The following is a 22,292-nucleotide window of genomic DNA, read 5'->3' as shown; positions in this document are numbered from 1 at the left end:
AGCCTAGGAACCGACGACGTCGGACGCGGTCTTGCGGACGGCCTTGTCGGCCTTCTTCAGCTGCTTCCTGGCATCCGTCGCGAGGTGCTCGGCGCGCCAGGCGATGCCGGGGCGTCCGTTCGTGTCGACGGCGGCGAGCAGGACGGCGCCGATCAGCGAGAGGTTCTTGAGCAGCTGCGAGCGGCGGGCCTTCTTGCCCTCGGGGCTCGATGCATCGGCCGAGCGGTAGTCGACGAGCGCGTTCACCGTGGTGGTGACCGTCAGCAGCAGCGCCGCCACCCGGGAGAACCGGCCGATACCCAGGAGGATGGCCGCGCCGACCTGCGTGGCACCGAGGACCTGACCCACGAGCTTCTCGTTGCCGGTGATCGCGCCGGCCGAGGGGACGATCTTCGCCACGCCGGTGAGGACGGGCTTGAGCTGCGGTGCCGTGGCACCCGCCGTACGGAGTCGATCGACGCCGCTCACGACGAAGCTGCTGGCGATCAAGGGTCGGGCTACTACGCGGACAAGGGTCATAACTGCCTCCTGGTTGCCGGCGGGTCGGCCGGGCATCGGTTTCTCGGGTACGAAGCACGCTGGTCCTAGTTTTGCATGCCCCACCACCGGGGACGATCCGCGAGCCCGCGAGCGCGTGGGGTTGCGGCGCGGCCGGGAGGGGACGGTCCGCGCACGGGGGGCGCGGGGACAGGAATAAGGCGGCGCGGGGAGGGGTTGGAACAGGCGTAACGGATATGGGAACGGGAGAAGGGATTCGGGATGACAGGTGCGTGCACCGCGACGGTCGAAAGACCGGATTTCCAGTTGTCGACGTCTCCCGGGCGGGTCGACACCACGGTGTCGCAACGGCGGGAACGCGTAGACTTTGGCTCGATGAATACCACAGCCCCCGCAGGCAGCAACCAGGCCGAAGATGCACAGTTGGACGTGTCGACGGAGTCGGAAGCCGACCGCAAGGCACGCTTCGAGCGTGATGCGATGCAGTACGTCGACCAGCTCTACTCGGCCGCCATGCGCATGGCCCGCAATCCCAGCGATGCGGAGGACCTGGTGCAGGAGGCCTACACCAAGGCGTTCTCGGCCTTCCACCAGTACAAGCCGGGCACCAACCTGAAGGCGTGGCTGTACCGCATCCTCACCAATACCTACATCAACCTGTATCGGAAGAGGCAGCGCGAACCCCTCCAGTCGCACTCGGACACCATCGAGGACTGGCAGCTGGCCAAGGCTGCCGAGCACACCTCCCTCGGGCTCCGCTCGGCCGAGGTGGAGGCGCTCGACCACCTGCCCGATTCGGACGTGAAGGACGCGCTTCAGGCCATCCCCGAGGAATTCAGGCTCGCGGTGTACTTCTCGGACGTCGAGGGCTTCGCGTACAAGGAGATCTCAGAAATCATGAACACGCCCATCGGGACCGTCATGTCCCGGCTGCACCGCGGCCGCAAGCTGCTCCGCGAGCATCTCGCGGAGTACGCGCGTGATCGCGGGCTGGGCGCCAGCACCGGTGCTGGCGCGAAGGCCAAGGTCGCAGCGGGCGCGAAGGGTAAGGAACAGGAGATGGAGAAATGAGCGATTGCGGGAGCATGGGCGACTGCGCCGATGCGAGGATCGAACGTCTGTACGAGTACCTGGACGGTGCGCTGTCCCACCAGGACCTCGTCGAGATCAAGGATCACCTCAACGACTGCCCACAGTGCGCCGAGGAGCACGACCTCGAGTGCGTCATCCGGTCCGTCGTGAAGCGATCCTGCACCGAGGTGGCGCCCTCGACCCTGAAGGCGAGCATCCTCGACCGGATCAGCCACCTCAAGACCGTGGACCACTGACGACCCGGGAGACACAGAACCCGGTTCACCCGATCAACACAGAACCTCCGGCCCCTTCAGGGACCGGAGGTTCTGTGTCTGCGTCCTCCGGTGTCGGAGGACGCCTCGTACGCCTGGACTCAGGTGTTGGGGCGCTTACCGTGGTTCGCGCCACCACGCTTCCGGTCGCGACGCTTGCGTGCTCGCTTGCTCATGGCTGCCTCCTTCTTCTTCAGGCTCTGTAGTCGTGCAGAACTGCACCCAAGTCTCCCACACGGCGAGGGGCGTCGCCTAAACAGCCCGCCGCCTAGGATTGGGGGACCATCCATGATCGAAGGAGCTTGTGTATGCGCGCCGCCTACGCCGCAACCCAGTCCGCGGACACCCCTCTCGCCGGCCTCACCGTCGGGGACCTTGACACCCCCGCTGCGCCGGACGGCTTCGTCCGGGTGAGGGTCGTTGCCTCCTGCCTGAACCACCACGATCTGTGGTCGCTGAAGGGCGTCGGCCTGCGGGAGGACAGCCTGCCGATGATCCTCGGCTGCGACGCGGCGGGGATCGACGACGACGGCAACGAGGTGATCGTGCACGGCGTCGTCTCCTCGGAGGGCTGGCGCGGTGACGAGACCCTCGACCCGAAGCGCTCCCTCCTGTCCGAGCGCCACCCCGGCACGATGGCCGACTACGTCTGGGTCCCCGAGCGCAATCTGGTGCCCAAGCCGGCGGAACTGTCCTTCGAGGAGGCGGCCTGCCTGCCCACCGCGTGGCTGACGGCGTACCGCATGCTGTTCACGGTCTCGCCCGCGGCCCCCGGCTCGACGGTGCTCGTCCAGGGATCGGGAGGCGGGGTCGCCTCGGCCCTGATCGCGCTCGCCTCCGCGGCCGGCTTCCGGGTGTGGGCGACGAGCCGCAGCGGGCAGAAGCGGCAACGGGCCCTCGACCTCGGGGCCGAGCAGGCGTTCGATGCCGGAGCCCGCCTGCCGGAGCGCGTCGACGTCGTCTTCGATTCCGTGGGGGAGGCCACGTGGGCCCACTCCCTGAAGTCCCTCGTACCGGGCGGCACCGTGGTCACGTGCGGCGCGACGAGCGGCCCGGCCCCCTCGGCGGACCTCAACCGCGTGTTCTTCCTGCAGCTGCGCGTGCTGGGCTCCACCATGGGGACACGGGACGAGCTCGTCCGGTTGACGCGTTTCCTGGTGGCCACCGGGGTGCGGCCCGTCATCGACGCCGTGCTCCCGCTCGACGACGCCGCCGAGGGGTTCCAGCGGATGCTCGACGGCGACCTGTTCGGGAAGATCGTCTTCCGCCACTGAGCGGGACTCCCGCACGACGACGAAGGACCCCTCCGCTTGGAGGGGTCCTTCGTCGTCGTGCGGGGACTGCTACTCGGCCACGCCTGCCGCCAGGATCGCCGAGCGCTGCCGGCGCCGCAGCGACTGCTCCGTCGGGTCCGGCACGGGCGCCGCCGCGAGCAGCCGGCGCGTGTACGGGTCACGGGGATATTTCAGGATCTGCTCCGTGCTGCCCTGCTCCACGAGTACGCCCTTGTTGAGCACCGCGATGTGGCTCGCGAGCAGTTCGACGACCGCGAGGTCGTGGCTGACGAAGAGGCACGCGAAGCCCCGCTCGCGCTGGAGCTCCTGCAGCAGGTCGAGGACCTTCGCCTGCACGGAGACGTCGAGGGCCGACGTCGGCTCGTCCGCGACGAGGAGGTCGGGCTGGAGCGACAGCGCGCGGGCGATCCCGACGCGCTGGCGCTGGCCGCCCGAGAGCTCGTGCGGGTACCGGTTGCGGAAGGCGACCGGCAGCTGGACGTCCTCCAGCAGCGACGCGACCCGCTTGTCCAGGTCCGCGCGGTTCAGCTTCTCGTGCAGGAACAGCGGCTCGCCGATGCTCTCACCGATCGACATCCGCGGGTTGAGGGACGCCGCGGGATCCTGGAACACGATCGCGAAGCGCTTGCGCAGCGGCAGGAGCTGGCGGGCGCTGAGCTCCGTGATGTCCGTGCCGCCGATCCGCACCCGGCCCCCGGAGGTCCTGATCAGGCCGGTGACGGCGCGCGCAATCGTGGACTTGCCCGAGCCCGACTCCCCGACGAGCCCCATGACCTCGCCCGGGTTGATGGTGAGGGAGACACCCGAGACCGCCTTGAAGGGCGGCTGGCGGAAGCGCCCGGGGTACTCGATGTCGACGTCCGTGAGTTCGAGCGCCGGGACGACGCCGGACGCGGTGTGGGACTCGCGCGCGCGCAGGGTCGCCGCGGCGTACTCCTCGTGGATGCTCAGGTGCCCGTCGACCACCTCGACGTCCGTGAGGACGCCGCCCACCTTCGAGCCCAGGTGGGGCACGGACCCGAGGAGCTGCTTGGTGTAGGCCTCGGCCGGGGCCGCGAACAGCTGAGCCGTCGGCGCAGCCTCGACGATCCGCCCGCGCTCCATTACGACGACGCGGTCCGCGAGGTCGGCGACGACCCCCATGTCGTGGGTGATCAGGAGCACGGCGCTGTTGAGCCGCTTGTTGAGCTTGCGCAGGAGGTCCAGGACCTCGGCCTGGACGGTGACGTCCAGCGCCGTCGTCGGCTCGTCCGCGATGAGCAGCATCGGGTCGTTGGCCAGGGCGATGGCGATCATGGCGCGTTGCCGCTGGCCACCCGAGAACTGGTGCGGGAAGTTGTCGTAGCGGCGCTCCGGCTCCGGGATCTCCACCATGCGCAGGAGCTCGATGGACCGCTTCTTCGCCTGCGCGGGGGAGAGCTCGGTGTGCTGCTCCACGGCTTCGCGGATCTGCTCGCCGACGGTCAGCACCGGGTTGAGGGCGGTCATGGGCTCCTGGAAGATCATCGCGATCTCGTTGCCGCGGACCCGCCGGAGCGTGCCCTGCGAGGCGCCAATGAGTTCCTTGCCGAGCATCTTCGCGCTGCCGTGCGAGCGCCCGTTGCGGGGGAGGAGCCCGAGCAGGGCCATGGAGGACATGCTCTTGCCCGAACCGGATTCGCCGACGATCGCGAGGATCTCGCCGGGGTGGATCTCGTAGGAGACGTCCTCGGCGGCCATGACCCACTCGTTGTCGACGTTGAACTCGACGCCGAGGCCCTGGACGGCGAGGATCGGTCCGTCGACGGGGGGTGCCTGCTCGTCCGAGATGGTGACGGTACTGGAACTCATTACTGCTTCACCCTTGTCTGCTTGGGATCGAATGCGTCGCGCAGGCCGTCACCGATGAAGTTGACGGCGAGGGCGATGCCGATGATGAAGGCGCCGGGCCACAGGAACAGCCACGGCCGGACGGTGAGCGCCGAGCGGTTGTCGTTGATGGCCTTGCCGAGGGAGGTGTCGGGGGCCGTGACGCCGAGGCCGAGGTAGCTCAGGGCGGTCTCGAGGAGGATGGCCCCGGAGATGGCGAGCGTCGTGGAGACGATGATCACGCCGACCGTGTTGGGCAGGATGTGGCGGAAGATGATGCGGGCGGAACTGGCGCCGACCGACTTCGCGGACTCGACGAACTCCTTCTCGCGCAGGGACAGGAACTCGCCGCGGACCAGGCGCGCGAGGCCGGTCCAGGTCACGAGGCCCAGGAAGACGGCGAAGGGGATGATGCCGTATTCGGCGACGATGCCCGCGACCGCGGCCGCGATGACGACGGTCGGGATGGTGATGACGACGTCGGTGATGCGCATGAGGAAGGCCTCGGTCCAGCCACGGAAGTAGCCGGCGACGGCGCCGACCGTGGTGCCGATGACCATGGCCACGATGCCGACGACGAACGCGATGATCAGCGAGGTCTGGATGCCGCGCATCGTCAGGGCGAAGTAGTCGCGGCCCAGCACGTCCTGGCCGAACGGGTGCTCGCCCAGGCTGAACGGCCACAGCGTCAGGGTGGGCTTGCCTTCGTTGAACCGGTCAGCGAGGACGTCGTAGTCCTTGTCCCACCAGCCGGGGATGCCCGCGAAGCCGATCGAGGTGAAGGCGAGGAGGAAGATCAGCGTGAGGAGCGCGATGCCGGCGAGGGCGCCCTTGTGCCGGAAGAACCGGTCCCGGATGAGGCGCCCCTGGCTCTTGGCCTCCGTGGTCCGGATGCGGTCGGTCTGCTCGCGGGTGGGGATGGCCGTGGCGATGTCCGTGTCCTGGCTCTGCAGGGTCATCTCGGACAATTCGACCGACGGGCGGGAATCGTCCCGCGGGTTCTGGTGATTGCTCATGATCGGGTCCTAGCTCAGGGTGATGCGCGGGTCGAGGAACGCGTAGGCGATGTCGGCGAGCATGTTGAACAGTACGGCCGCGGTGCCGACGACGAGGAAGAAGGCCATGACCGGCCCGGGATCCACGTGGTTGATGCCGTCGATGAACATCTTGCCCATGCCGTTCCAGCCGAAGACCTGCTCCGTGATGACGGCGCCGCCGAGGACACCGGCGAAGTCGAACGCCATCAGGGTGGTGATCGGGATCATCGCGTTGCGGAACGCGTGCTTGACCAGGACGGTGCGCTCGCTGAGGCCCTTGGCCCGTGCAGTGCGGATGTAGTCCTGGTTCATGACGTCGAGCTGGCTGGCCCTCGTGTACCGGGTGTAGGTGGCGAACGAGATGAGCGTCAGCGCGATGGTCGGCAGGATCAGGTGCAGCGCGTAGTCGAGGTTGATCTCCCAGAACGTTCCCGCAAGGTTGGCGGACTGCGAGCCGGTGGTGGGGATGGGCCGTCCTCCCGCCTTGGCGGACAGGGTCGGGTAGGCCTGCAGGAGACGGTCCAGCAGGATCAGCAGGCTCACCGATACCGCGATGACGGCGCCGATCTTCGCGGCCTGGGCGCGGAACGGGCCCCCGACGACCCCGGCGACGACGTAGGCGAGCACCGCCGTGACGATCACGAGCGCCAGCACGACGAACCAGGTCGGATCATCGAGGATGAGGAGCGAGACGAGGTAGCCGAGGAAGCTGACGCCGGCGGCCGCGAGGGCGGCGTTCAGGACGCGCCGACGGCGGAAGCCGGCGAGGAGGGCCGTCCACAGGACGGCGATGCCCGCGGCGGAGACCAGCATCCCGACGACGCCGAGGCCCGGGCTGACGAACCAGCCGGTGACGAGGAGGAGGTAGAGCGCGACGGCGGTGGCCGCGGCAGTGATGCCGAAGGTGGCCAGGCGCCGCCTCCGGTCGCCACCGACGACCACCGCCCAGATGACGCCGGCGATCACCCCGATCAGGGCGATCGTGAGATAGGAGAACTGCGGATTGGCCAGCCACGTGTTGAGGTCGATCGCAAGATACTGCTTGAGGAGCGTGGAGAGCCAGAACAGGGGCAGCGAGAACAGCAGGAAGGAGATGAAGGTGATCGAGTAGTCGAAGACGCTGTACTGGCGGATCGCCGTCACGATCCCGACGATCACGCCGAGCACGAGGGCGAGGACGGTCGCCACGACGACGAGGCGCAGCGTCGAGCCCATCGCGTTCTCGAGCTGGGGGAGGACTGCGGCACCGGAGCGGTCCATGCCGAGGGTGCAGCTCACTCCGCCGGGGACGAGGCAGTGGCCGACCTCCTGCAACCAGAGGAAGTAGCGGGGGATGGGAGGGACGTCCAGGTTCATGGCCGCTGTGCGGGCGGCGATGGTGGCGGCCTTCTCCGGGCCGCTGGTCTCACCGAGGTCCTCGAAGGGATCACCCGACGAGATGGTGAGGAAGTACATCAGCGTGGTGGCTGCAAGCATGATGAAGAACGAGATGATCGTTCGTTTGGCGATGAAGTAGAACACGTGGGGGCTCCTTGGGAACGGTGCAGGCTGTAGCGGTGCCGGGCACAGGGACGGGCAGGCCCGCGAGCCTGCCCGTCCTCATGCGTCAGCGCAAGGCTGCAATCAGTTCTGCTTCGTCCAGCTGTAGGCGTTCCAGGTGATACCGGTCTGCGTCGGGTTCATCTCGACGCCCTCGAGCTTCGAGGAGGACCCGATGATGTCGGCGTTCGCGTAGAGCACCACGTTGTACTGCGTCTCGGCGAGACGCTGTTCGAGCTCGGTCTTCAGGGGCACGACCTGCTCTTCGTCCGTGTTCGTGACGATTTCGCTCCAGAGGCGGTCGACCTCCTCGTCGGCGTAGCCGCCGAAGTTCTGCTCGCCACCCGAGACGTAGATCGACTCACCGGAGGCGACGAGGCCGGAACCGGCCCAGCCGAAGAGCACTGCGTCCCAGGCGCCGGGCTGCGAGAGCTTGGCGCTCCACTCGGCCTCGGGCTGCGGGATGATCTCGAACCCTGCCTTGTCGCAGGAGTCCTTGACCAGTGCCACCATGTCGGCGCGCAGCTGGCTGGTGGACGCGTACATCAGCGAGACCTTGACGGGCTCGGTCTTGCCGGCCTCGGCGAGCAGGGCCTTGGCGCCCTCGATGTCCGCGGCACCGTCACCCTGGGCGGCGGGAGCGCCGTCGAGGACCGTGTCGTAGTCGGGCTGTCCGGGCTGGTACTCGCGCAGGTTCATGACCGTTCCCTCGGGATCGATCGGCGTCACGAACTTGTCGACCATGTCCGCGCGGGGCGTGCAGGCGTTGAAGGCCTGACGGACCTTGAGGTCCTCGAAGACGGCGCCGGGGCGCTGGTCGAGGTCGATGTGCGAGAAGGTCAGTGAGGTGCCGGTGTCGACCGTGACGGTCTCGCCGATCTGCTCGAGGGCGGCCTTGGTGTCGACCGTGGGGCTGGAGGGGTCGATCACGTCGACGTCGCCGTTCTGGAGGGCCTGGACGGCCTCTTCGTCGACGACGGTCTTGAAGACGATCATGTCCGTCTGGCCCGCCCGCTCCTCACCCCAGTACTGGTCGTTCTTCACGAGCGTCAGGGTGCCGTTGGTCGCGTTGTCCAGCTTGTACGGGCCGGACGAGGGGAGCAGCGCGGTGTCCGGCAGGGTCGGCAGGTCCACCTCGTAGTCCCAGCCGGTGTTCCAGAACTCCGCGACGGGCGTGAGTGCTGCGATGTCGGTCGCCTTGACGGCTTCGACGAGCTCGGCGCCGTCACCCTCAGGGGACAGCCCGCCCTGCTCGGCGGCGATGTGCGCGGGCATGAGGGTACCCGGCGTGAGGAGGGCTTCCCAGTCGGCGTAGGGCTCCGAGAAGACGACCTCGAACTCCTTGTCGCCCGGCTCGCCCTCGATCATGTCCATCAGGGCGAAGCCGTTGGTCGAAGCGGCCTGGAAGAGGTCCGACTCGGCGCCCGTCTCGGGATCCTTCTCACCGGTGGGGTGCGTGCCCGACAGGGCTGCCCAGGTGAGCAGGACGTCGTCGTAGTCGATCGGCACGCCGTCGGACCACACGGCATCTTCGTTGATGGTGTATTTGACGGTGAGCGGGTCATCGCTGACCTTCTCGTACGAGCCGAAGTCCGGGTTGGCCTCGAGCTCCCCTGCCGCCGTGAAGGCAGCGAACCCGCCCGAGGTCAGGTTGTCCACGTAGGTGTTGTAGACGGAGTTCGTGGCGGCCGTGTTGCCGTTGTAGCCGGTCGGAGCCTGGCTGATCGCGACGTTGATCGTCGTGGCCAGGTTCTCCTCGGCACTTTCCGAGGCCGGGGCCGCGGCGGTCCCGCCCGCCGATCCACAGGCACTCAGGGCGAGCGCTCCGATGGACAGTGCGGCGAGCGTCAGTGTGCGCTTATTACGCATTCGATAGTCCTTACTGTGCTGGGCGCGAGGGACGCAGCAATGTCCCACGAGGCGGATTGCCGCCGTGACGGCAATCACACTCGGTCAGCATAGCGAAGGATCGTTGCCTTCGGACACTCAGTAAGTCACTGATAACCCATTTGTTACCCCGGCGAAACATAAGGCGTCTGAGCAATGAGAAGGGCCCCGCGGACAGCGTGTCCCCGGGGCCCTCCAGCTCGTGGATGCCTTACTCTGGCGCGGGCACTTCCAGCCACTGGAACCACCCGCGGTGCAGCACGAGCCAGGCCATCAGGCCATAGCCGGCCTGGCCCGGCGTCCCGCCGTTGGACGCGAGGTCGTGGCGCCACTGCTCGTGGGCGAGCAGGGGGCTGAAGGTGTCGACGAAGACGTGCTTGCGGCGCGTGGTCACGTCACCGAAGGCGGCGGAGAGATCGGCCAGGCGGCGGTTCCGTTCGGGGTCGAGCCCGGGGGGAGGTCCGACGACGAGTGCCTTGACGCTCGACTGCGAGGCGCCGTCGAGGATGTTCGCGAGATTGAGGCGGCTCCTCGCGGTGGACAGCTCCAGGTCCAGGTCGCGGTCCGACAGCCCGATCACCAGGCGGTTGTCGTAGCCGTCGGCGAAGCGGCGCCCCGCCTCCTGCAGCCAGCGGTTCGCCAGGGCCTCGGTGCCCTCACCGGGAGCGGCCAGGCTGTACGCCTCGACGGACACGTTGTCGGGTCGGGTCCGCGCCATCACGCGACCGAGCCAGCCGAGAGCCCTCGGATCACCGAGCCCTGCGAGGAGTTCGTCGCCCACTGCTGCTAGCCGGATTCTGCGTTGTTCCACTGGTTCCTCGGTGTACTCGTCGAAAAGTGCATGGCTGCCCGGGCATGCCGCTGACAGGCCCTTAAAGACATCGGGTGGGACCGGAGCCCCACCCGACATCATACTGATGGCTTACTATTGCCGGCCGAACGCCAGCTTGATCAGGAGTTCCTGCTCCTTGGCGTGGTTCTTCGCCGAACCCGTCGCCGTGGAGGCCGAGGCGGGGCGCGACGCGAGCCGGAGGGGCCGGTCGAGCTCCTGGGGGAGGTTGAGCCCGATGAAGGGCCACGGTCCCTGGTTGGCCGGCTCGTCCTGGGCCCATACGAGCTCCGCCCCGGGGTAGGTGTCCAGTGCGGCCCTGATCTCCTCCACCGGCAGCGGGTAGAGCTGCTCCACGCGAACGATGGCCGTCCTGCCGTCGTCGAGCTTCTGGCGCGAGGCCAGCAGGTCGTAGTAGAGCCGGCCGGAGACGAGGATGACCCGCTCGACGTCCTTCCCGGGTGTCTCGAGCGTGTCGGGGATGACGGGCCGGAAGGTGCCCTGCGTGAAGTCCTCCACCGAACTCGCGGCCGCCTTGAGGCGGAGGAGCTGCTTCGGGGTGAAGATGATCAGCGGCTTCCTCGGCCGCGTGTAGGCGTGCCGGCGCAGCAGGTGGAAGTGCGAGGCGGCGTTGCTCGGGTTCGCGACGACCATGTTCTCCTCGGCGCACATCTGCAGGAAGCGTTCGATGCGTGCGGAGGAGTGGTCGGGGCCCTGGCCCTCGTAGCCGTGGGGCAGCATCAGGACGAGCGAGGACCGCTGTCCCCACTTCTGCTCCGCGGAACTGATGAACTCGTCGATGATGGTCTGCGCGCCGTTGACGAAGTCACCGAACTGCGCTTCCCAGATCACGAGGGCGTCGGGACGCTCCACCGAGTAGCCGTACTCGAAGCCCATGGCCGCGTATTCGCTCAGCAGGGAGTCGTAGATCCAGAACTTGGCCTGGTCCTCGCTGAGGTCGTCGAGCGGCAGCCACTCGTGCCCGGTGGCGCGGTCGTGGAAGACGGCGTGCCGCTGCACGAAGGTGCCACGGCGGGAGTCCTGGCCCGCGAGCCGGACGGGGACGCCCTCCATGAGGAGGGAGCCGAAGGCCGCGATCTCGCCGAAACCCCAGTCGATCCCGCCTTCGCGGGACATCTGCTCGCGCTTGTCGAGCAGTGCCTTGAGCTTCGGGTGGACCGTGAAGCCCTCCGGGATCGCGGTGTGCGCCGCTCCGATGTGCGCCAGCGTCTCCGTGCTGATCGCCGTCTGCGGGGCGGCTGCAGCCTCGCTGTCGGACTGCTGCGCGTAGGGCCGTTCCAGGTCCGAGACCGCCTGCGGGTCCTTGGCGATGACCGGGATCGGGGAGGTCTGCGCCGCATGGGTCTCGGCGAAGACGCGCTCGAGGCGCTCCTGGTAGTCGCGCAGTGCCTGCTCGGCTTCCTCCTGCGTGATGTCCCCGCGACCGATCAGCGCCTCGGTGTACAGCTTCCGGACGGAACGCTTGGCCTCGATCAGGTTGTACATCATGGGCTGCGTCATCGAGGGATCGTCGCCCTCGTTGTGGCCGCGACGGCGGTAGCAGACCATGTCGATGACGACGTCCTTGTTGAACCTCTGGCGGAACTGGTACGCCAGCTGGGCCACGCGGACCACGGCCTCGGGGTCGTCGCCGTTGACGTGGAAGATGGGTGCCTGGACCATCTTCGCGACGTCGGTGGAGTACACCGAGGAACGCGACGACGTCGGGCTCGTGGTGAAGCCGACCTGGTTGTTCACGATGACGTGGATGGTGCCGCCGGTGCGGTAGCCGCGCAGCTGGGAGAGGTTGAGGGTCTCCGCCACCACACCCTGGCCCGCGAAGGCCGCGTCGCCGTGGATGAGGATCGGCAGGACGGGGAACGTCTCACCCTGGTCCAGCAGGTCCTGCTTGGCGCGGACGATGCCCTCGAGCACGGGGTCCACCGCCTCGAGGTGGGACGGGTTCGCAGCGAGGTAGACCTTCGTCTCGTTGCCGGCGTCGGAGGTGAACGTCCCCTCGGTGCCGAGGTGGTACTTGACGTCGCCCGAGCCCTGGACGGAGCGCGGATCCTGGGTCCCCTCGAACTCGCGGAAGACCTGGGCGTAGGTCTTGCCGGCGATGTTGGTCAGGACGTTGAGCCGCCCGCGGTGCGCCATGCCGATGGCGACCTCGTCGAGTCCGTCGTCGGCCGCGCCGGAGATGACGGCGTCGAGCAGCGGGATCAGGGACTCGCCGCCTTCGAGGGAGAAGCGTTTCTGGCCGACGAACTTGGTCTGCAGGAACGTCTCGAACGCCTCCGCGGAGTTCAGCTTGTGCAGGATGCGCAGCTGCTCCTCGCGGCTGGGCTTGGAGTACGGGTGCTCCAGCTCGTCCTGGAACCACTGGCGCTCTTCGGGGTCCTGCAGGTGCATGTACTCGATGCCGGTGGTGCGGCAATAGGCGTCGCGGAGCACCCCGAGCATGTCGCGGAACTTGAGCGACGGCTGACCGCCGAAGCCGCCCGTCGGCCATTCGCGGTCGAGGTCCCACAGGGTCAGGCCGTGCGTGCGGATGTCGAGGTCGGCGTGCTTGCGCTGGACGTACTCGAGCGGATTGGTGTCCGCCATGAGGTGCCCGCGCACGCGGTACGCATGGATGAGCTGCTGGATCCGGGCGACCTTGTTGATCTGGTCCATCGGATCGACCTGGATGTCCGCGCTCCAGCGCACGGGCTCGTAGGGGATGCGCAGCGACTCGAAGATCTCGTCGTAGAAGTTCTGCTCACCCAGCAGCAGCTGGTGGATGATGCGCAGGAACTCGCCGCTGCCGGCGCCCTGGATCACGCGGTGGTCGTAGGTCGAGGTCAGGGTGATGGTCTTGCTGATCGCGTGCTTCGCGAGCGTCTTCTCGCTGGAGCCCTGGAACTCGGCGGGGTACTCGAGGGCGCCCGCGCCGATGATGCAGGCCTGACCCTTGGACAGGCGCGGCACCGAGTGCACCGTGCCGATGCCGCCCGGGTTGGTCAGGGACACCGTGGTGCCCGCGTAGTCGTCGGCGCCGAGCTTGCCGGCGCGGGCCTTCTTCACGAGGTCCTCGTAGGCGTGCCAGAACTCCGAGAAGTTCATGGTCTCGGCCTTCTTGATGTTCGGCACCACGAGCGAGCGCGTGCCGTCCGGCTTCGGCATGTCGATGGCCAGGCCGAAGTTCACGTGGGCGGGCTGCACCGCGGACGGCTTGCCGTCGACGACGTCGTAGTAGACGTTCTGGGACGGGAACTGGGCGAGCGCGCGGATGATGGCGTACCCGATCAGGTGGGTGAAGGACACCTTGCCGCCGCGGGCGCGGGCGAGGTTGCTGTTGATGACCACACGGTTGTCGATGAGCAGCTTCGCGGGGATGGCGCGGACGCTCGTCGCCGTCGGGACGCTGAGGCTCGCCTCCATGTTGGTGGAGATCGCCTTCGCGGGGCCGCGCAGCACGCTGACCTTGTTCTCATCCATCTCGGGGTTCCGGTCCGAGGCGGGAAGCTGTGCGGGGATGGGCTTTGCTGCGGGCTTGTCCTCGCGCGAGGAGTCCGGCTTCTTCGCCGGCTCGTTGGCGACGGGAGGCTTGCCGCTCTCCTGGGTGCTCGCAGGCGATTCTCCGGAGGCCTTCGGCGCCGCGGTCTCGGTCTTCACGACCGGCAGTTCCCGCGTGGAGGGATTCGCTGCGGACGGGGAGGCCGACGGCGGGCTGGCCGGTGCCGGGGCGGCGGGCTTCGTGACGGCGGGCGGCGTCGCCCTGTCCGCCGGGGCGTCCGCGCCGCTGCGGCCGTTCCCCGACGGCGCACCCTCGGCGTCGAACGAGTCGAAGAGTTCCCACCACTTGCGGTCCACCGAGTGGCGGTCCCGCTTGAACTGCTCGTAGAGCTCGTCAACAAGCCACTCGTTCCCGCCGAATTCTTCAGGTAGACGGTGGCTGGTCTGTTCTGGCACTTGGTATACGCCTCTTCCGTAAGTTGCCCTGAGCGCGGTGCGGTCGGCAGGATCGGCGCGACGCCGTGTCTGGACCCTGTCCAAGTGTAGTGACAGGAGGAAGGAACAATCCAATCAGCAGGGCCGGGACGCACTAGACTCTTTGCGGCTGTCTATCAAGGAGAACCATGCGCTTCATCAATCCGCCCACCACCGACCTCACCTACTCCGATGTGTTCCTCGTGCCCTCCACGTCCGAGGTCATCTCCCGCTTCGACGTCGATCTGTCCTCGGACGACGGCACGGGCACCACGATCCCGCTCGTCGTCGCCAACATGACGGCGGTGACCGGGCGGCGCATGGTCGAGACCATCGCGCGGCGCGGCGGCATCGGCGTCCTGCCGCAGGACGTCCCCGTGGAGGTCATCTCCGAGGTCACCTCGTGGGTCAAGGAACGCCATCCCGTCTTCGAGACACCGCTGCAGCTGCAGCCCGGCAACACCGTGGTGGATGCGTTGCACCTCATGCACAAGCGCGCGCACGGGGCGGTCCTCGTCACGGACGACGCCGGTGCGTGCGTCGGCGTGGTCGACGCGGACGACTGCGAGGGGGTGGACCGCTTCGCCTCGCTGGAGTCGGTGATGCGCCCGGCGCCCGCCGCCTTCGAGGCGTCGATGTTCGACGCCGATCCGGCGGTCGCGCTGCAGAAGGCCTTCGAGGACCTCGACGGGTCCCGCGTCTCCCTGGCGCCGGTGGTGCGCGACGGCGTGCTCCAGGGCGTCATCACCCGGACCGGGGCGCTGCGCTCCACCATCTACGAGCCCGCGCTCGACGCCGCGGGCAGGCTCAGCGTGGCGGCCGCCGTCGGCATCAACGGTGATGTCGGGGCGAAGGCGGCAGCACTGCTCGACGCCGGTGTCGACGTCCTGGTCGTCGACACCGCCCACGGCCACCAGCGGAAGATGCTCGACGCGCTCGCCGTCGTGCGCGGCCTGGACCCGACGGTGCCGATCGTCGCCGGGAACGTCGTCAGCGCCGAGGGAGTGCGCGACCTCGTCGCCGCCGGGGCCTCGATCGTCAAGGTGGGCGTGGGTCCGGGTGCCATGTGCACCACGCGCATGATGACGGCGGTCGGCCGCCCGCAGTTCTCCGCCGTCCACGAGTGCGCCCGGGCGGCCGCCGAGCTCGGCGCCCACGTGTGGGCCGACGGCGGCGTGCGGTACCCGCGGGACGTCGCCCTCGCCCTCGCCGCAGGCGCGAGCCAGGTGATGATCGGCTCCTGGTTCGCCGGGACCTACGAGAGCCCGGGCGACCTGCAGACCGACAGCAGCGGGCGCCGGTACAAGGAGAGCTTCGGTATGGCCTCCGCCCGGGCCGTGCAGAACCGGACCCGGAGCGACGACGTCTTCGCGCGAGCCCGCAAGGGACTGTTCGAGGAGGGGATCTCCACCTCGAAGATGTACCTCGACCCGGCACGGCCGGGCGTCGAGGACCTCCTGGACATGATCACCGCCGGCGTCCGCAGTTCGATGACCTACGCCGGGGCGGCCACGCTGGCCGAGTTCCGTGACCGCGCGGTGGTCGGCGTGCAGTCCGCCGCCGGCTACGAGGAGGGGCGCCCGCTCCCGCAGAGCTGGTAGGGGCGGGTCCGGGCGCCGATGCCGCGGCGCCCGGACCCCCCGTTGCGCTGTGAGCGAAGACGCCGGGGGTGCCGCGCGGATTGCGTCTGCCGGACGGGGGTCCGGCACGTAAACTGGGAGTCTTATGGACAGTCCTCCCAGGGGCCGGCTCGACGCCGGCGCACCCTCCTCCCTTGCCCATCCGCTGCCCGGGGACCCCGGACGAGCCGTGGACGCCGATTCCGACCAGGGCGCGCTGCCTGCCCTGTCGGACACCGCGGACCCCCTTAAACGCGGACCGCTGCTCTCCCGCCCGGACCTGATCGGGGAGGGGAAGTAGCGGTGGAGTGGATCTACCTGGCTGCGGGCCTCCTGCTCGTGCTGGGCACGGGTTTTTTCGTGGCCGTCGAGTTCGCCCTCGTGGCCCTCGACCAGACGTACGTCCAGCGCGCCGTGGACGAGGGGGACACGAAGGCCGCACCCCTGCTGCGCTGCCTCAAGTCGCTCTCGACCCAGCTCTCCAGCTGCCAGCTGGGCATCACGCTGACCACGCTGCTGACCGGCTACGTCATGGAGCCCTCCGTCGGCAAGCTCCTCGAGACGCCGCTCTCCGCGCTCGGCCTCTCGGAGGCCGTCGTCGGGTCCGCCTCGCTCATCATCGCGATGGTCCTGGCAACCCTGCTGTCGATGCTCATCGGCGAGCTGGTCCCCAAGAACCTCTCCATCGCGCTGCCCTTCCGGGTGGGCCGTGCCCTGGCCCGCCCGCAACTGATGTTCACCGCCGTCTTCAAGCCCGCCATCCTCGTGCTGAACGGGTTCTCCAACCGCATCCTCAACATCTTCGGACTCGAGGCGAAGGAGGAGATCTCCGGCGCGCGGACGCCGTCGGAGCTCTCCTCGCTCGTGCGTCGATCCGCCGAGATGGGCACGCTGGACCAGGGCACCGCGAACTTCCTGGCGCGCACCTTCAGCTTCTCCGAGCGGACGGCGGCCGACGTCATGACCCCGCGCATCCGCATGGAGGTGATCGACTCGGACCAGTCCGTGGCCGACGTCGTCGAGGCCGCGCGCCGCACCGGCTACTCGCGCTTCCCGCTGATCGGCGACTCCGCGGACGACATCCGCGGCGTGGTCCACGTCAAGAAGGCCGTCGCGGTACCGCGTCACAAGCGCGCGGACCTGCCCGCCGGCACCATCATGACCGACGTCCTGCGTGTCCCCGAGACGGTGCACCTCGATTCGCTCCTCAGTGAACTGCGCGAGGCGAACCTCCAGCTGGCCGTGGTGCTCGACGAGTACGGCGGCACCGCCGGTGTCGCCACGCTCGAGGACCTGGTCGAGGAGATCGTGGGCGAGGTCGCGGACGAGCACGACAAACTGAAACTGGGCGTCCTGCAGAGCGCTGCAGGGGACTGGTTCTTCCCCGGTCTCATGCGTCCCGACGAGGTCACCCTGCAGATCCCCGGGCTCGTGGTGCCGGACGAGGCAGGCTACGAGACCGTGGCCGGGTTCATCATGGCCGAGCTCGGCCGGGTCGCAGCGCCCGGGGACGCGGTCGAGGTCCCCGCGGGCACGCTGACCGTGGAACGCATGGACGGACGGCGCATCGACCGCGTCCAGTTCCGGCCCGCGCCCACCCCTGAGCACGACGACGAGAGCGCCGTCGTGCCCGAGCACCAGCCCGTGCCCCAGGGGTCCTCGGGTGCCGAATCGACCACCGGGCCCGTCTTCGCCGGCAGCACGGCCTACCGAAAGGACCACCGATGAGCGACTGGGCGGGAATCGTCTGGCTCGTCGTCCTCCTGGCCGGCAACGCGTTCTTCGTCGGCGCGGAATTCGCCATCATGTCGGCGCGCCGCAGCCAGATCGAGCCCCTGGCGGACACGGGGTCGAAGCGGGCGAAGACGACGATCTGGGCCATGGAGCACGTCTCCCTCATGCTCGCCTGCGCGCAGCTGGGCATCACGGTCTGCTCGCTCCTGATCCTGCAGGTCGCGGAGCCCGCGATCCACCACCTGCTCGTGGTGCCGCTGGAAGCCGTCGGCATCCCCGAGGGCCTCGCCGGAGGGCTGGCCTTCGGGATCGCCCTGGTCCTGGTGACCTTCCTGCACGTGACCTTCGGCGAGATGGTGCCGAAGAACATCTCGGTCTCCGTCGCGGACAAGGCCGCCCTCCTCCTGGCCCCGCCGCTCGTGATGATCGCGCGGGTGGTCAACCCGGTGATCTCCTCGCTGAACTGGGCCGCGAACCATATCCTCCGCGCCCTCAGGGTGGAGCCGAAGGACGAGGTGTCCTCGACCTACACGCTGGAGGAGGTGCAGTCGATCGTCGAGGAGTCCACGAAGAGTGGACTCGTGGACGACGAGTCGGGTCTCATCACCGGTGCGCTGGAGTTCTCCGGGCAGACGGCCGAGACGACGATGGTGCCGCTCAGTGGGCTCGTCACCGTCCGCACCGATGCGACGCCGGAGGACTTCGAGCGCGCGGTCGGCCGGACCGGGTTCTCCCGGTTCGTCATGGTGGACGAACACGGCAACCTCACCGGCTACATGCACCTCAAGGACATCATGTCGATGCCGCAGGCCATGTACCGCAGGCCCATCACGGAGAACAAGGTCCGCACGCTGGCCAACCTGTCGCTGCACGACGAGATCGAGGACGCCCTGACCGTGATGCAGCGGACAGGTTCGCACCTGGCGCGCGTCCTCGGGCCCGATGGCTCGACGCGCGGCGTGCTCTTCCTCGAGGACGTGATCGAACAGCTCATCGGCGAGATCCGCGACGCCACGCAGAACCAGGGCGCGCGGAGGTCGGGGGAGGGCATCGGCGGTCCCGACGCGCCGGTCACCTCCTGACAGGTCCGGTGAAATGCGAACGGTTCGCGTCTGGGTTATGCTCGAAGCACTAACCTGAACAATTCTCATTAGTCTGATCGAGGTTCCCCGATGCCAGTTCCCCGCCGTCTCGCTCTTCCTGCCCTGGTGGCAGTCTCGGCCCTCGGTCTTGCCGCCTGCGGAGACGGCGGGTCCGATGCCGCGGACGGGCAGGCGGACGCCGGCGGGGGCGCGATCACGGTCGTCACCGCCACCAACGTGTACGGCGGTATCGCCGCGGCCGTCGGCGGCGACGACGTCGAGGTCACCTCGGTGGTGAACAGCCTGAGCCAGGACCCGCATTCGTACGAGCCGACCGTGCAGGACAAGCTGTCCGTCTCGGAGGCGGACCTCGTCATCGAGAACGGCGGAGGGTATGACACCTTCCTCGGGCGCCTCGCGGACGAGACCGGCGTCGAGACGGTGCTCAACGCCGTCGAGCTGTCCGGCCTCCAGGAGCCCGGCAGCGCAGGGGAGCATGCAGGCGAGGAGCATGCCGGCGAGGAGGACGCAGGCGGGGAGCACGCGGACGGGGAGCACGCAGGCGAGGAGCACGCAGGCGAGGAGGAGCACGGCCACGGGACCTTCAACGAGCACCTCTGGTACGACCTGCCCGCCATGGCGACGCTCGCCGACGCCATCGCGGACGAGCTGGCCCGACTCGACGAGCCGAACGCCGATGCCTACCGCGAGCGTGCCGACGCCTTCATCGAGGATCTGCAGCCCCTCCAGGACCGGCTGGCCGCACTGGCGTCGGCACGCGGGAGCGACCGCGCGCAGGTCGCGGTGACGGAGCCCGTCCCCGCGTACCTTCTGGAGGCGGCCGGGCTCGAGGACGTCACACCGGAGGACTTCATCGAGGCGATCGAGGAGGAGTCCGACGTCCCCGTGGCGGCGCTCGAGGAGATGAAGGCCCTCGTCTCGGGTGGCAGCCTCGCCTTCCTTGCCTACAATGGCCAGACCGAGGGAGCACAGACGGAAGCCGTCCGCTCCGTCGCCGACCAGGCGGGCCTGCCCGTCGTCGAGTTCACCGAGACCCTGCCCGACGGCGAGGACTACGTGTCCTGGATGGCGGGCAACACCGACAGCATCGAAGCCGCCCTCGGCTCCTGAAGAACCCGCACCACGCTCCTGCACCACCCGGAACCACTCCTGAACCACGACAGACTGGAAGCCGCTCCGCATGACCTCGACAGTGCCCCGGTCGGCGTCCTCCTCCTCCGAGGGGACGGACGCCCGGCCGGCGATCAGCCTGCGGGACGCGGCGCTGTCCTTCGGTGACCGCACCCTGTGGGAGGGGCTGGACCTCGACATCATGCCCGGCGAGTTCTTCGCGGTCCTGGGCCCCAACGGCTCGGGCAAGACGAGCTTCCTGAAGGTCCTGCTGGGTCTGCAGCCGCTCGACTCCGGCACGGCGACCGTCCACGGCGGCCCGATCACGCGTGGCAGCCGGGCGCTCGGATACATCCCGCAGCAGAAATCCTTTCCCGCCGAGACGCCGCTGAGGGCCCGCGACCTCGTGGGCCTCGGAGTGGACGGCCACCGCTGGGGACTGCGCCTGAGGGGCCGCGGGTACCGCGAGCAGGTGGACCGGCTCCTGCACGACGTCGGCGCCGACTCCTATGCGGATGCGCCCGTCGGCCTCCTCTCGGGAGGCGAGCAGCAGCGCCTGCGGGCCGCGCAGGCCCTCGCCACGGACCCGGCCGTCCTCCTGTGCGACGAGCCCCTGCTGTCGCTGGACCTGCACCATCAGCAGGCGGTGAGCTCGCTCATCAACAGGCAGTGCCATGAGAAGAACAGCGCCGTGGTGTTCGTGACCCACGAGATCAACCCCGTGATCGACTACGTGGACCGCGTGCTGTACCTCGCGGACGGGAAGTTCCGTGTGGGCAGCCCCGCCGAGGTCATGACGAGCGAAGTGCTCTCCGACGTCTACGACAGCCCTGTCGAGGTACTCCACAGCAACGGGAGGATCGTCGTCGTCGGTCTGCCGGACGCCACGACCCACCATCACGAGAGCGCCTAGGCCATGGACTTCCAGGACGTCTTCGACGCCATCTTCACGTTCGACAACTACGCCCAGTTGCTGCCGCTGGTCCGGAACTCGCTCATCGCCGGGGCGGTGCTCGGACTCCTCGGCGGGCTGATCGGGATCTTCGTCATGATGCGGGACCTCGCCTTCGCGGTGCACGGCATCGCCGAACTGTCCTTCGCCGGGGCCGCGTTCGCGCTGCTCGTCGGGGCCAATGTGGTTGCCGGTTCCCTCGTCGGCTCCGTCCTCGCCGCGCTCGTCCTCGGACTCATGGGAATCCGCGCCCGTGACCGGAACTCGATCATCGGCGTCGTGATGCCCTTCGGCCTCGGCCTGGGCATCCTGTTCCTCGCCCTCTACGAGGGGCGTGCCGCCAACAAGTTCGGCCTCCTGACCGGGCAGATCGTCTCGGTCGACGACGTGCAGCTGAACCTGCTCGTGGGGTGCGCTGTCGTCGTCATGCTCGCCCTGGCCGCGATCTGGCGCCCGCTCACGTTCGCGAGCGCGGATCCCGATCTCGCGGAGGCCCGCGGCGTGCCGGTCCGGGGCCTCTCGATGCTGTTCATGGTCCTGCTGGGGATCTCCGTGGCCCTGTCCATCCAGGTGGTCGGTGCCCTGCTGGTCCTCGCGCTGCTGATCACGCCGGCCGCCGCTGCCCTGAAGGTCTCGTCCGCGCCCGGCGTCGTGGTCCTGCTCAGCGTGGTGTTCGCGTGCACCTCCGTGGTGGGAGGGATCCTGCTCGCGCTGGGCGGCCGCATCCCGATCAGCCCGTACGTCACGACGATCTCGTTCGCCATCTACCTCCTGTGCCGCCTGATCGGGTCCCGCCGCTCGGTGCGGAGATCGCGCCTGCCCGGGGACGCGACCGGATCGCGGCGGATGGCCGCCGGCGTCCAGGCCTGAGCGCGGACGCCCGGGCACGGACGATCCCGGGAACCGGGAAGGCCTAGGAGCCGGAGGTATGACCCGGCTGCTGGACGGCGTCGGCGATCGCTCGTTCCATGTTCCGCAGGAAGCGGGTGACCGTCTCGGTCTCCTCGCCCGTGAGGCCGTCGGCGGCGGCGAGGACACCACGCTTCTCGATGTCGAAGGCGGACCGGAAGTCCTCGGTGGCCCTGTCGCCGGGTTCCAGGATCACCGCGCGGCGGTCGACCGGGTGGCGGCGACGCCGGATGAAGCCGGCCTTCTCGAGCCGGTCGATGACGAGGGTGGTCGATGCACTCGAGATCCCGAGCGCGAGCGCGAGCTCCTTGGGGCTGGCCCCCTCGTCCTCCTGCCAGACGCCGAGGAGGTAGCGCAACGCTCCGAGATCGGTCTCGTTGATGCCGAGTCGCTGGCTGAGCTCCCGGCGAAGGCCGCTCTCCACGGTCCGGTAGGCGCGAAGGGCGTTGAGGACGTCGACGCCGGTCGCCGGCTGGTGGGTGGCACCCCCGCCGGACGGGGGGTACCAGTAGCCCGCTCCCTGCCGCTCGTCCGAAGGATCCATGGCCTTATCCTAGATCATCTAGTAGTCAATCTCCCTAGATACATGGTCGGTTGCGGATCCTCGCGGGATC

At 68.7% G+C, this 22,292-nt stretch carries 18 protein-coding genes; 10 read left to right on the top strand and 8 right to left on the bottom strand.

The window, feature by feature from the left end; translation table 11 throughout:
• Positions 1-3: 3 nt before the first annotated feature.
• On the bottom strand, positions 4-519 hold the full coding sequence (locus tag CXQ92_RS05110) for a DoxX family protein (protein ID WP_104165806.1): 516 nt from the start codon (positions 517-519) through the stop codon (positions 4-6).
• A 240-nt stretch (positions 520-759) separates the two neighbouring features.
• Between CXQ92_RS05110 and CXQ92_RS05105 the strand changes: the two genes are divergently transcribed.
• The 3 genes from CXQ92_RS05105 to CXQ92_RS05090 all read left to right on the top strand — a co-directional run bounded on the left by CXQ92_RS05105 (position 760) and on the right by CXQ92_RS05090 (position 3,118).
• A complete protein-coding gene (locus CXQ92_RS05105; RefSeq protein ID WP_104165805.1) occupies positions 760-1,569 on the top strand; it encodes a sigma-70 family RNA polymerase sigma factor in 810 nt (269 codons plus the stop codon).
• Positions 1,566-1,826: a mycothiol system anti-sigma-R factor gene (gene rsrA / locus CXQ92_RS05100; RefSeq protein WP_104165803.1), complete on the top strand. Its 261-nt coding sequence runs from the start codon at positions 1,566-1,568 to the stop codon at positions 1,824-1,826. The genes CXQ92_RS05105 and rsrA overlap by 4 nt, the downstream gene beginning before the upstream one ends.
• Positions 1,827-2,152: 326 nt before the next feature.
• On the top strand, positions 2,153-3,118 hold the full coding sequence (locus tag CXQ92_RS05090; protein WP_104165799.1) for a zinc-binding dehydrogenase: 966 nt from the start codon (positions 2,153-2,155) through the stop codon (positions 3,116-3,118).
• 69 nt (positions 3,119-3,187) lie between these two features.
• Here the strand turns inward: CXQ92_RS05090 and CXQ92_RS05085 are convergent, their stop codons facing one another.
• The 6 genes from CXQ92_RS05085 to CXQ92_RS05060 form a co-directional block, all read right to left on the bottom strand.
• Positions 3,188-4,969 carry an ABC transporter ATP-binding protein gene (locus tag CXQ92_RS05085; RefSeq protein WP_104165797.1) on the bottom strand — a complete coding sequence of 594 codons (1,782 nt, stop codon included), beginning with the start codon at positions 4,967-4,969 and terminating at the stop codon, positions 3,188-3,190.
• Complete coding sequence (locus tag CXQ92_RS05080; RefSeq protein ID WP_258069712.1) at positions 4,969-6,003, bottom strand: ABC transporter permease; 1,035 nt, start codon at positions 6,001-6,003, stop codon at positions 4,969-4,971. The genes CXQ92_RS05085 and CXQ92_RS05080 overlap by 1 nt, the downstream gene beginning before the upstream one ends.
• A gap of 9 nt (positions 6,004-6,012) precedes the next feature.
• Positions 6,013-7,545, bottom strand: a complete 1,533-nt coding sequence (locus CXQ92_RS05075; protein ID WP_104165794.1) for an ABC transporter permease — start codon at positions 7,543-7,545, stop codon at positions 6,013-6,015.
• Positions 7,546-7,647: 102 nt separating this feature from the next.
• A complete protein-coding gene (locus CXQ92_RS05070; RefSeq protein ID WP_104165792.1) occupies positions 7,648-9,432 on the bottom strand; it encodes an ABC transporter family substrate-binding protein in 1,785 nt (594 codons plus the stop codon).
• A 229-nt stretch (positions 9,433-9,661) separates the two neighbouring features.
• Positions 9,662-10,261: a GDSL-type esterase/lipase family protein gene (locus CXQ92_RS05065; protein ID WP_104165790.1), complete on the bottom strand. Its 600-nt coding sequence runs from the start codon at positions 10,259-10,261 to the stop codon at positions 9,662-9,664.
• Between the two features lie 114 nt (positions 10,262-10,375).
• The gene (locus tag CXQ92_RS05060) at positions 10,376-14,233 is read right to left on the bottom strand and encodes a multifunctional oxoglutarate decarboxylase/oxoglutarate dehydrogenase thiamine pyrophosphate-binding subunit/dihydrolipoyllysine-residue succinyltransferase subunit (RefSeq protein ID WP_104165788.1); all 3,858 of its coding nucleotides are present in this window, start codon (positions 14,231-14,233) and stop codon (positions 10,376-10,378) included.
• A 167-nt stretch (positions 14,234-14,400) separates the two neighbouring features.
• On the opposite strand from CXQ92_RS05060, the gene CXQ92_RS05055 reads away from it, so the two are divergent.
• The 7 genes from CXQ92_RS05055 to CXQ92_RS05030 all read left to right on the top strand — a co-directional run bounded on the left by CXQ92_RS05055 (position 14,401) and on the right by CXQ92_RS05030 (position 21,639).
• Positions 14,401-15,852 (top strand): GuaB1 family IMP dehydrogenase-related protein, encoded by a 1,452-nt coding sequence (locus CXQ92_RS05055; RefSeq protein WP_104165786.1) that lies wholly within the window; start codon positions 14,401-14,403, stop codon positions 15,850-15,852.
• A gap of 124 nt (positions 15,853-15,976) precedes the next feature.
• Positions 15,977-16,171, top strand: a complete 195-nt coding sequence (locus tag CXQ92_RS17790) for a hypothetical protein (protein ID WP_146067390.1) — start codon at positions 15,977-15,979, stop codon at positions 16,169-16,171.
• Between the two features lie 2 nt (positions 16,172-16,173).
• Positions 16,174-17,598, top strand: a complete 1,425-nt coding sequence (locus CXQ92_RS05050) for a hemolysin family protein (protein WP_104165784.1) — start codon at positions 16,174-16,176, stop codon at positions 17,596-17,598.
• Complete coding sequence (locus CXQ92_RS05045) at positions 17,595-18,686, top strand: hemolysin family protein (RefSeq protein WP_104165782.1); 1,092 nt, start codon at positions 17,595-17,597, stop codon at positions 18,684-18,686. Before CXQ92_RS05050 ends, CXQ92_RS05045 begins: the two co-directional genes overlap by 4 nt.
• 90 nt (positions 18,687-18,776) lie before the next feature.
• The gene (locus CXQ92_RS05040) at positions 18,777-19,817 is read left to right on the top strand and encodes a metal ABC transporter solute-binding protein, Zn/Mn family (protein WP_104165780.1); all 1,041 of its coding nucleotides are present in this window, start codon (positions 18,777-18,779) and stop codon (positions 19,815-19,817) included.
• A gap of 133 nt (positions 19,818-19,950) precedes the next feature.
• Positions 19,951-20,730, top strand: coding sequence for a metal ABC transporter ATP-binding protein (locus tag CXQ92_RS05035; RefSeq protein ID WP_104166744.1), 780 nt, complete (start codon positions 19,951-19,953; stop codon positions 20,728-20,730).
• A 3-nt stretch (positions 20,731-20,733) separates the two neighbouring features.
• On the top strand, positions 20,734-21,639 hold the full coding sequence (locus tag CXQ92_RS05030) for a metal ABC transporter permease (RefSeq protein ID WP_104165778.1): 906 nt from the start codon (positions 20,734-20,736) through the stop codon (positions 21,637-21,639).
• Positions 21,640-21,682: 43 nt separating this feature from the next.
• Here the strand turns inward: CXQ92_RS05030 and CXQ92_RS05025 are convergent, their stop codons facing one another.
• The gene (locus CXQ92_RS05025; protein ID WP_104165776.1) at positions 21,683-22,222 is read right to left on the bottom strand and encodes a MarR family winged helix-turn-helix transcriptional regulator; all 540 of its coding nucleotides are present in this window, start codon (positions 22,220-22,222) and stop codon (positions 21,683-21,685) included.
• Positions 22,223-22,292: the final 70 nt, after the last annotated feature.

Origin of the sequence: Arthrobacter sp. SX1312, from assembly GCF_002929295.1 — a bacterium.
GTDB lineage: Bacteria > Actinomycetota > Actinomycetes > Actinomycetales > Micrococcaceae > Arthrobacter_D.
Note: the sequence above shows the minus strand (reverse complement) of the source record. Positions and strands in the feature narration are given on the sequence as shown.

Excerpts from the sequence above, each read along its gene's own strand:
- CXQ92_RS05110 (WP_104165806.1), bottom strand. The coding sequence starts at position 519 with ATGACCCTTGTCCGCGTAGTAGCCCGACCCTTGATCGCCAGCAGCTTC.
- CXQ92_RS05105 (WP_104165805.1), top strand. The coding sequence starts at position 760 with ATGACAGGTGCGTGCACCGCGACGGTCGAAAGACCGGATTTCCAGTTG.
- rsrA (WP_104165803.1), top strand. The coding sequence starts at position 1,566 with ATGAGCGATTGCGGGAGCATGGGCGACTGCGCCGATGCGAGGATCGAA.
- CXQ92_RS05090 (WP_104165799.1), top strand. The coding sequence starts at position 2,153 with ATGCGCGCCGCCTACGCCGCAACCCAGTCCGCGGACACCCCTCTCGCC.
- CXQ92_RS05085 (WP_104165797.1), bottom strand. The coding sequence starts at position 4,969 with ATGAGTTCCAGTACCGTCACCATCTCGGACGAGCAGGCACCCCCCGTC.
- CXQ92_RS05080 (WP_258069712.1), bottom strand. The coding sequence starts at position 6,003 with ATGAGCAATCACCAGAACCCGCGGGACGATTCCCGCCCGTCGGTCGAA.
- CXQ92_RS05070 (WP_104165792.1), bottom strand. The coding sequence starts at position 9,432 with ATGCGTAATAAGCGCACACTGACGCTCGCCGCACTGTCCATCGGAGCG.
- CXQ92_RS05055 (WP_104165786.1), top strand. The coding sequence starts at position 14,401 with ATGCGCTTCATCAATCCGCCCACCACCGACCTCACCTACTCCGATGTG.
- CXQ92_RS17790 (WP_146067390.1), top strand. The coding sequence starts at position 15,977 with ATGGACAGTCCTCCCAGGGGCCGGCTCGACGCCGGCGCACCCTCCTCC.
- CXQ92_RS05045 (WP_104165782.1), top strand. The coding sequence starts at position 17,595 with ATGAGCGACTGGGCGGGAATCGTCTGGCTCGTCGTCCTCCTGGCCGGC.
- CXQ92_RS05040 (WP_104165780.1), top strand. The coding sequence starts at position 18,777 with ATGCCAGTTCCCCGCCGTCTCGCTCTTCCTGCCCTGGTGGCAGTCTCG.
- CXQ92_RS05030 (WP_104165778.1), top strand. The coding sequence starts at position 20,734 with ATGGACTTCCAGGACGTCTTCGACGCCATCTTCACGTTCGACAACTAC.
- CXQ92_RS05025 (WP_104165776.1), bottom strand. The coding sequence starts at position 22,222 with ATGGATCCTTCGGACGAGCGGCAGGGAGCGGGCTACTGGTACCCCCCG.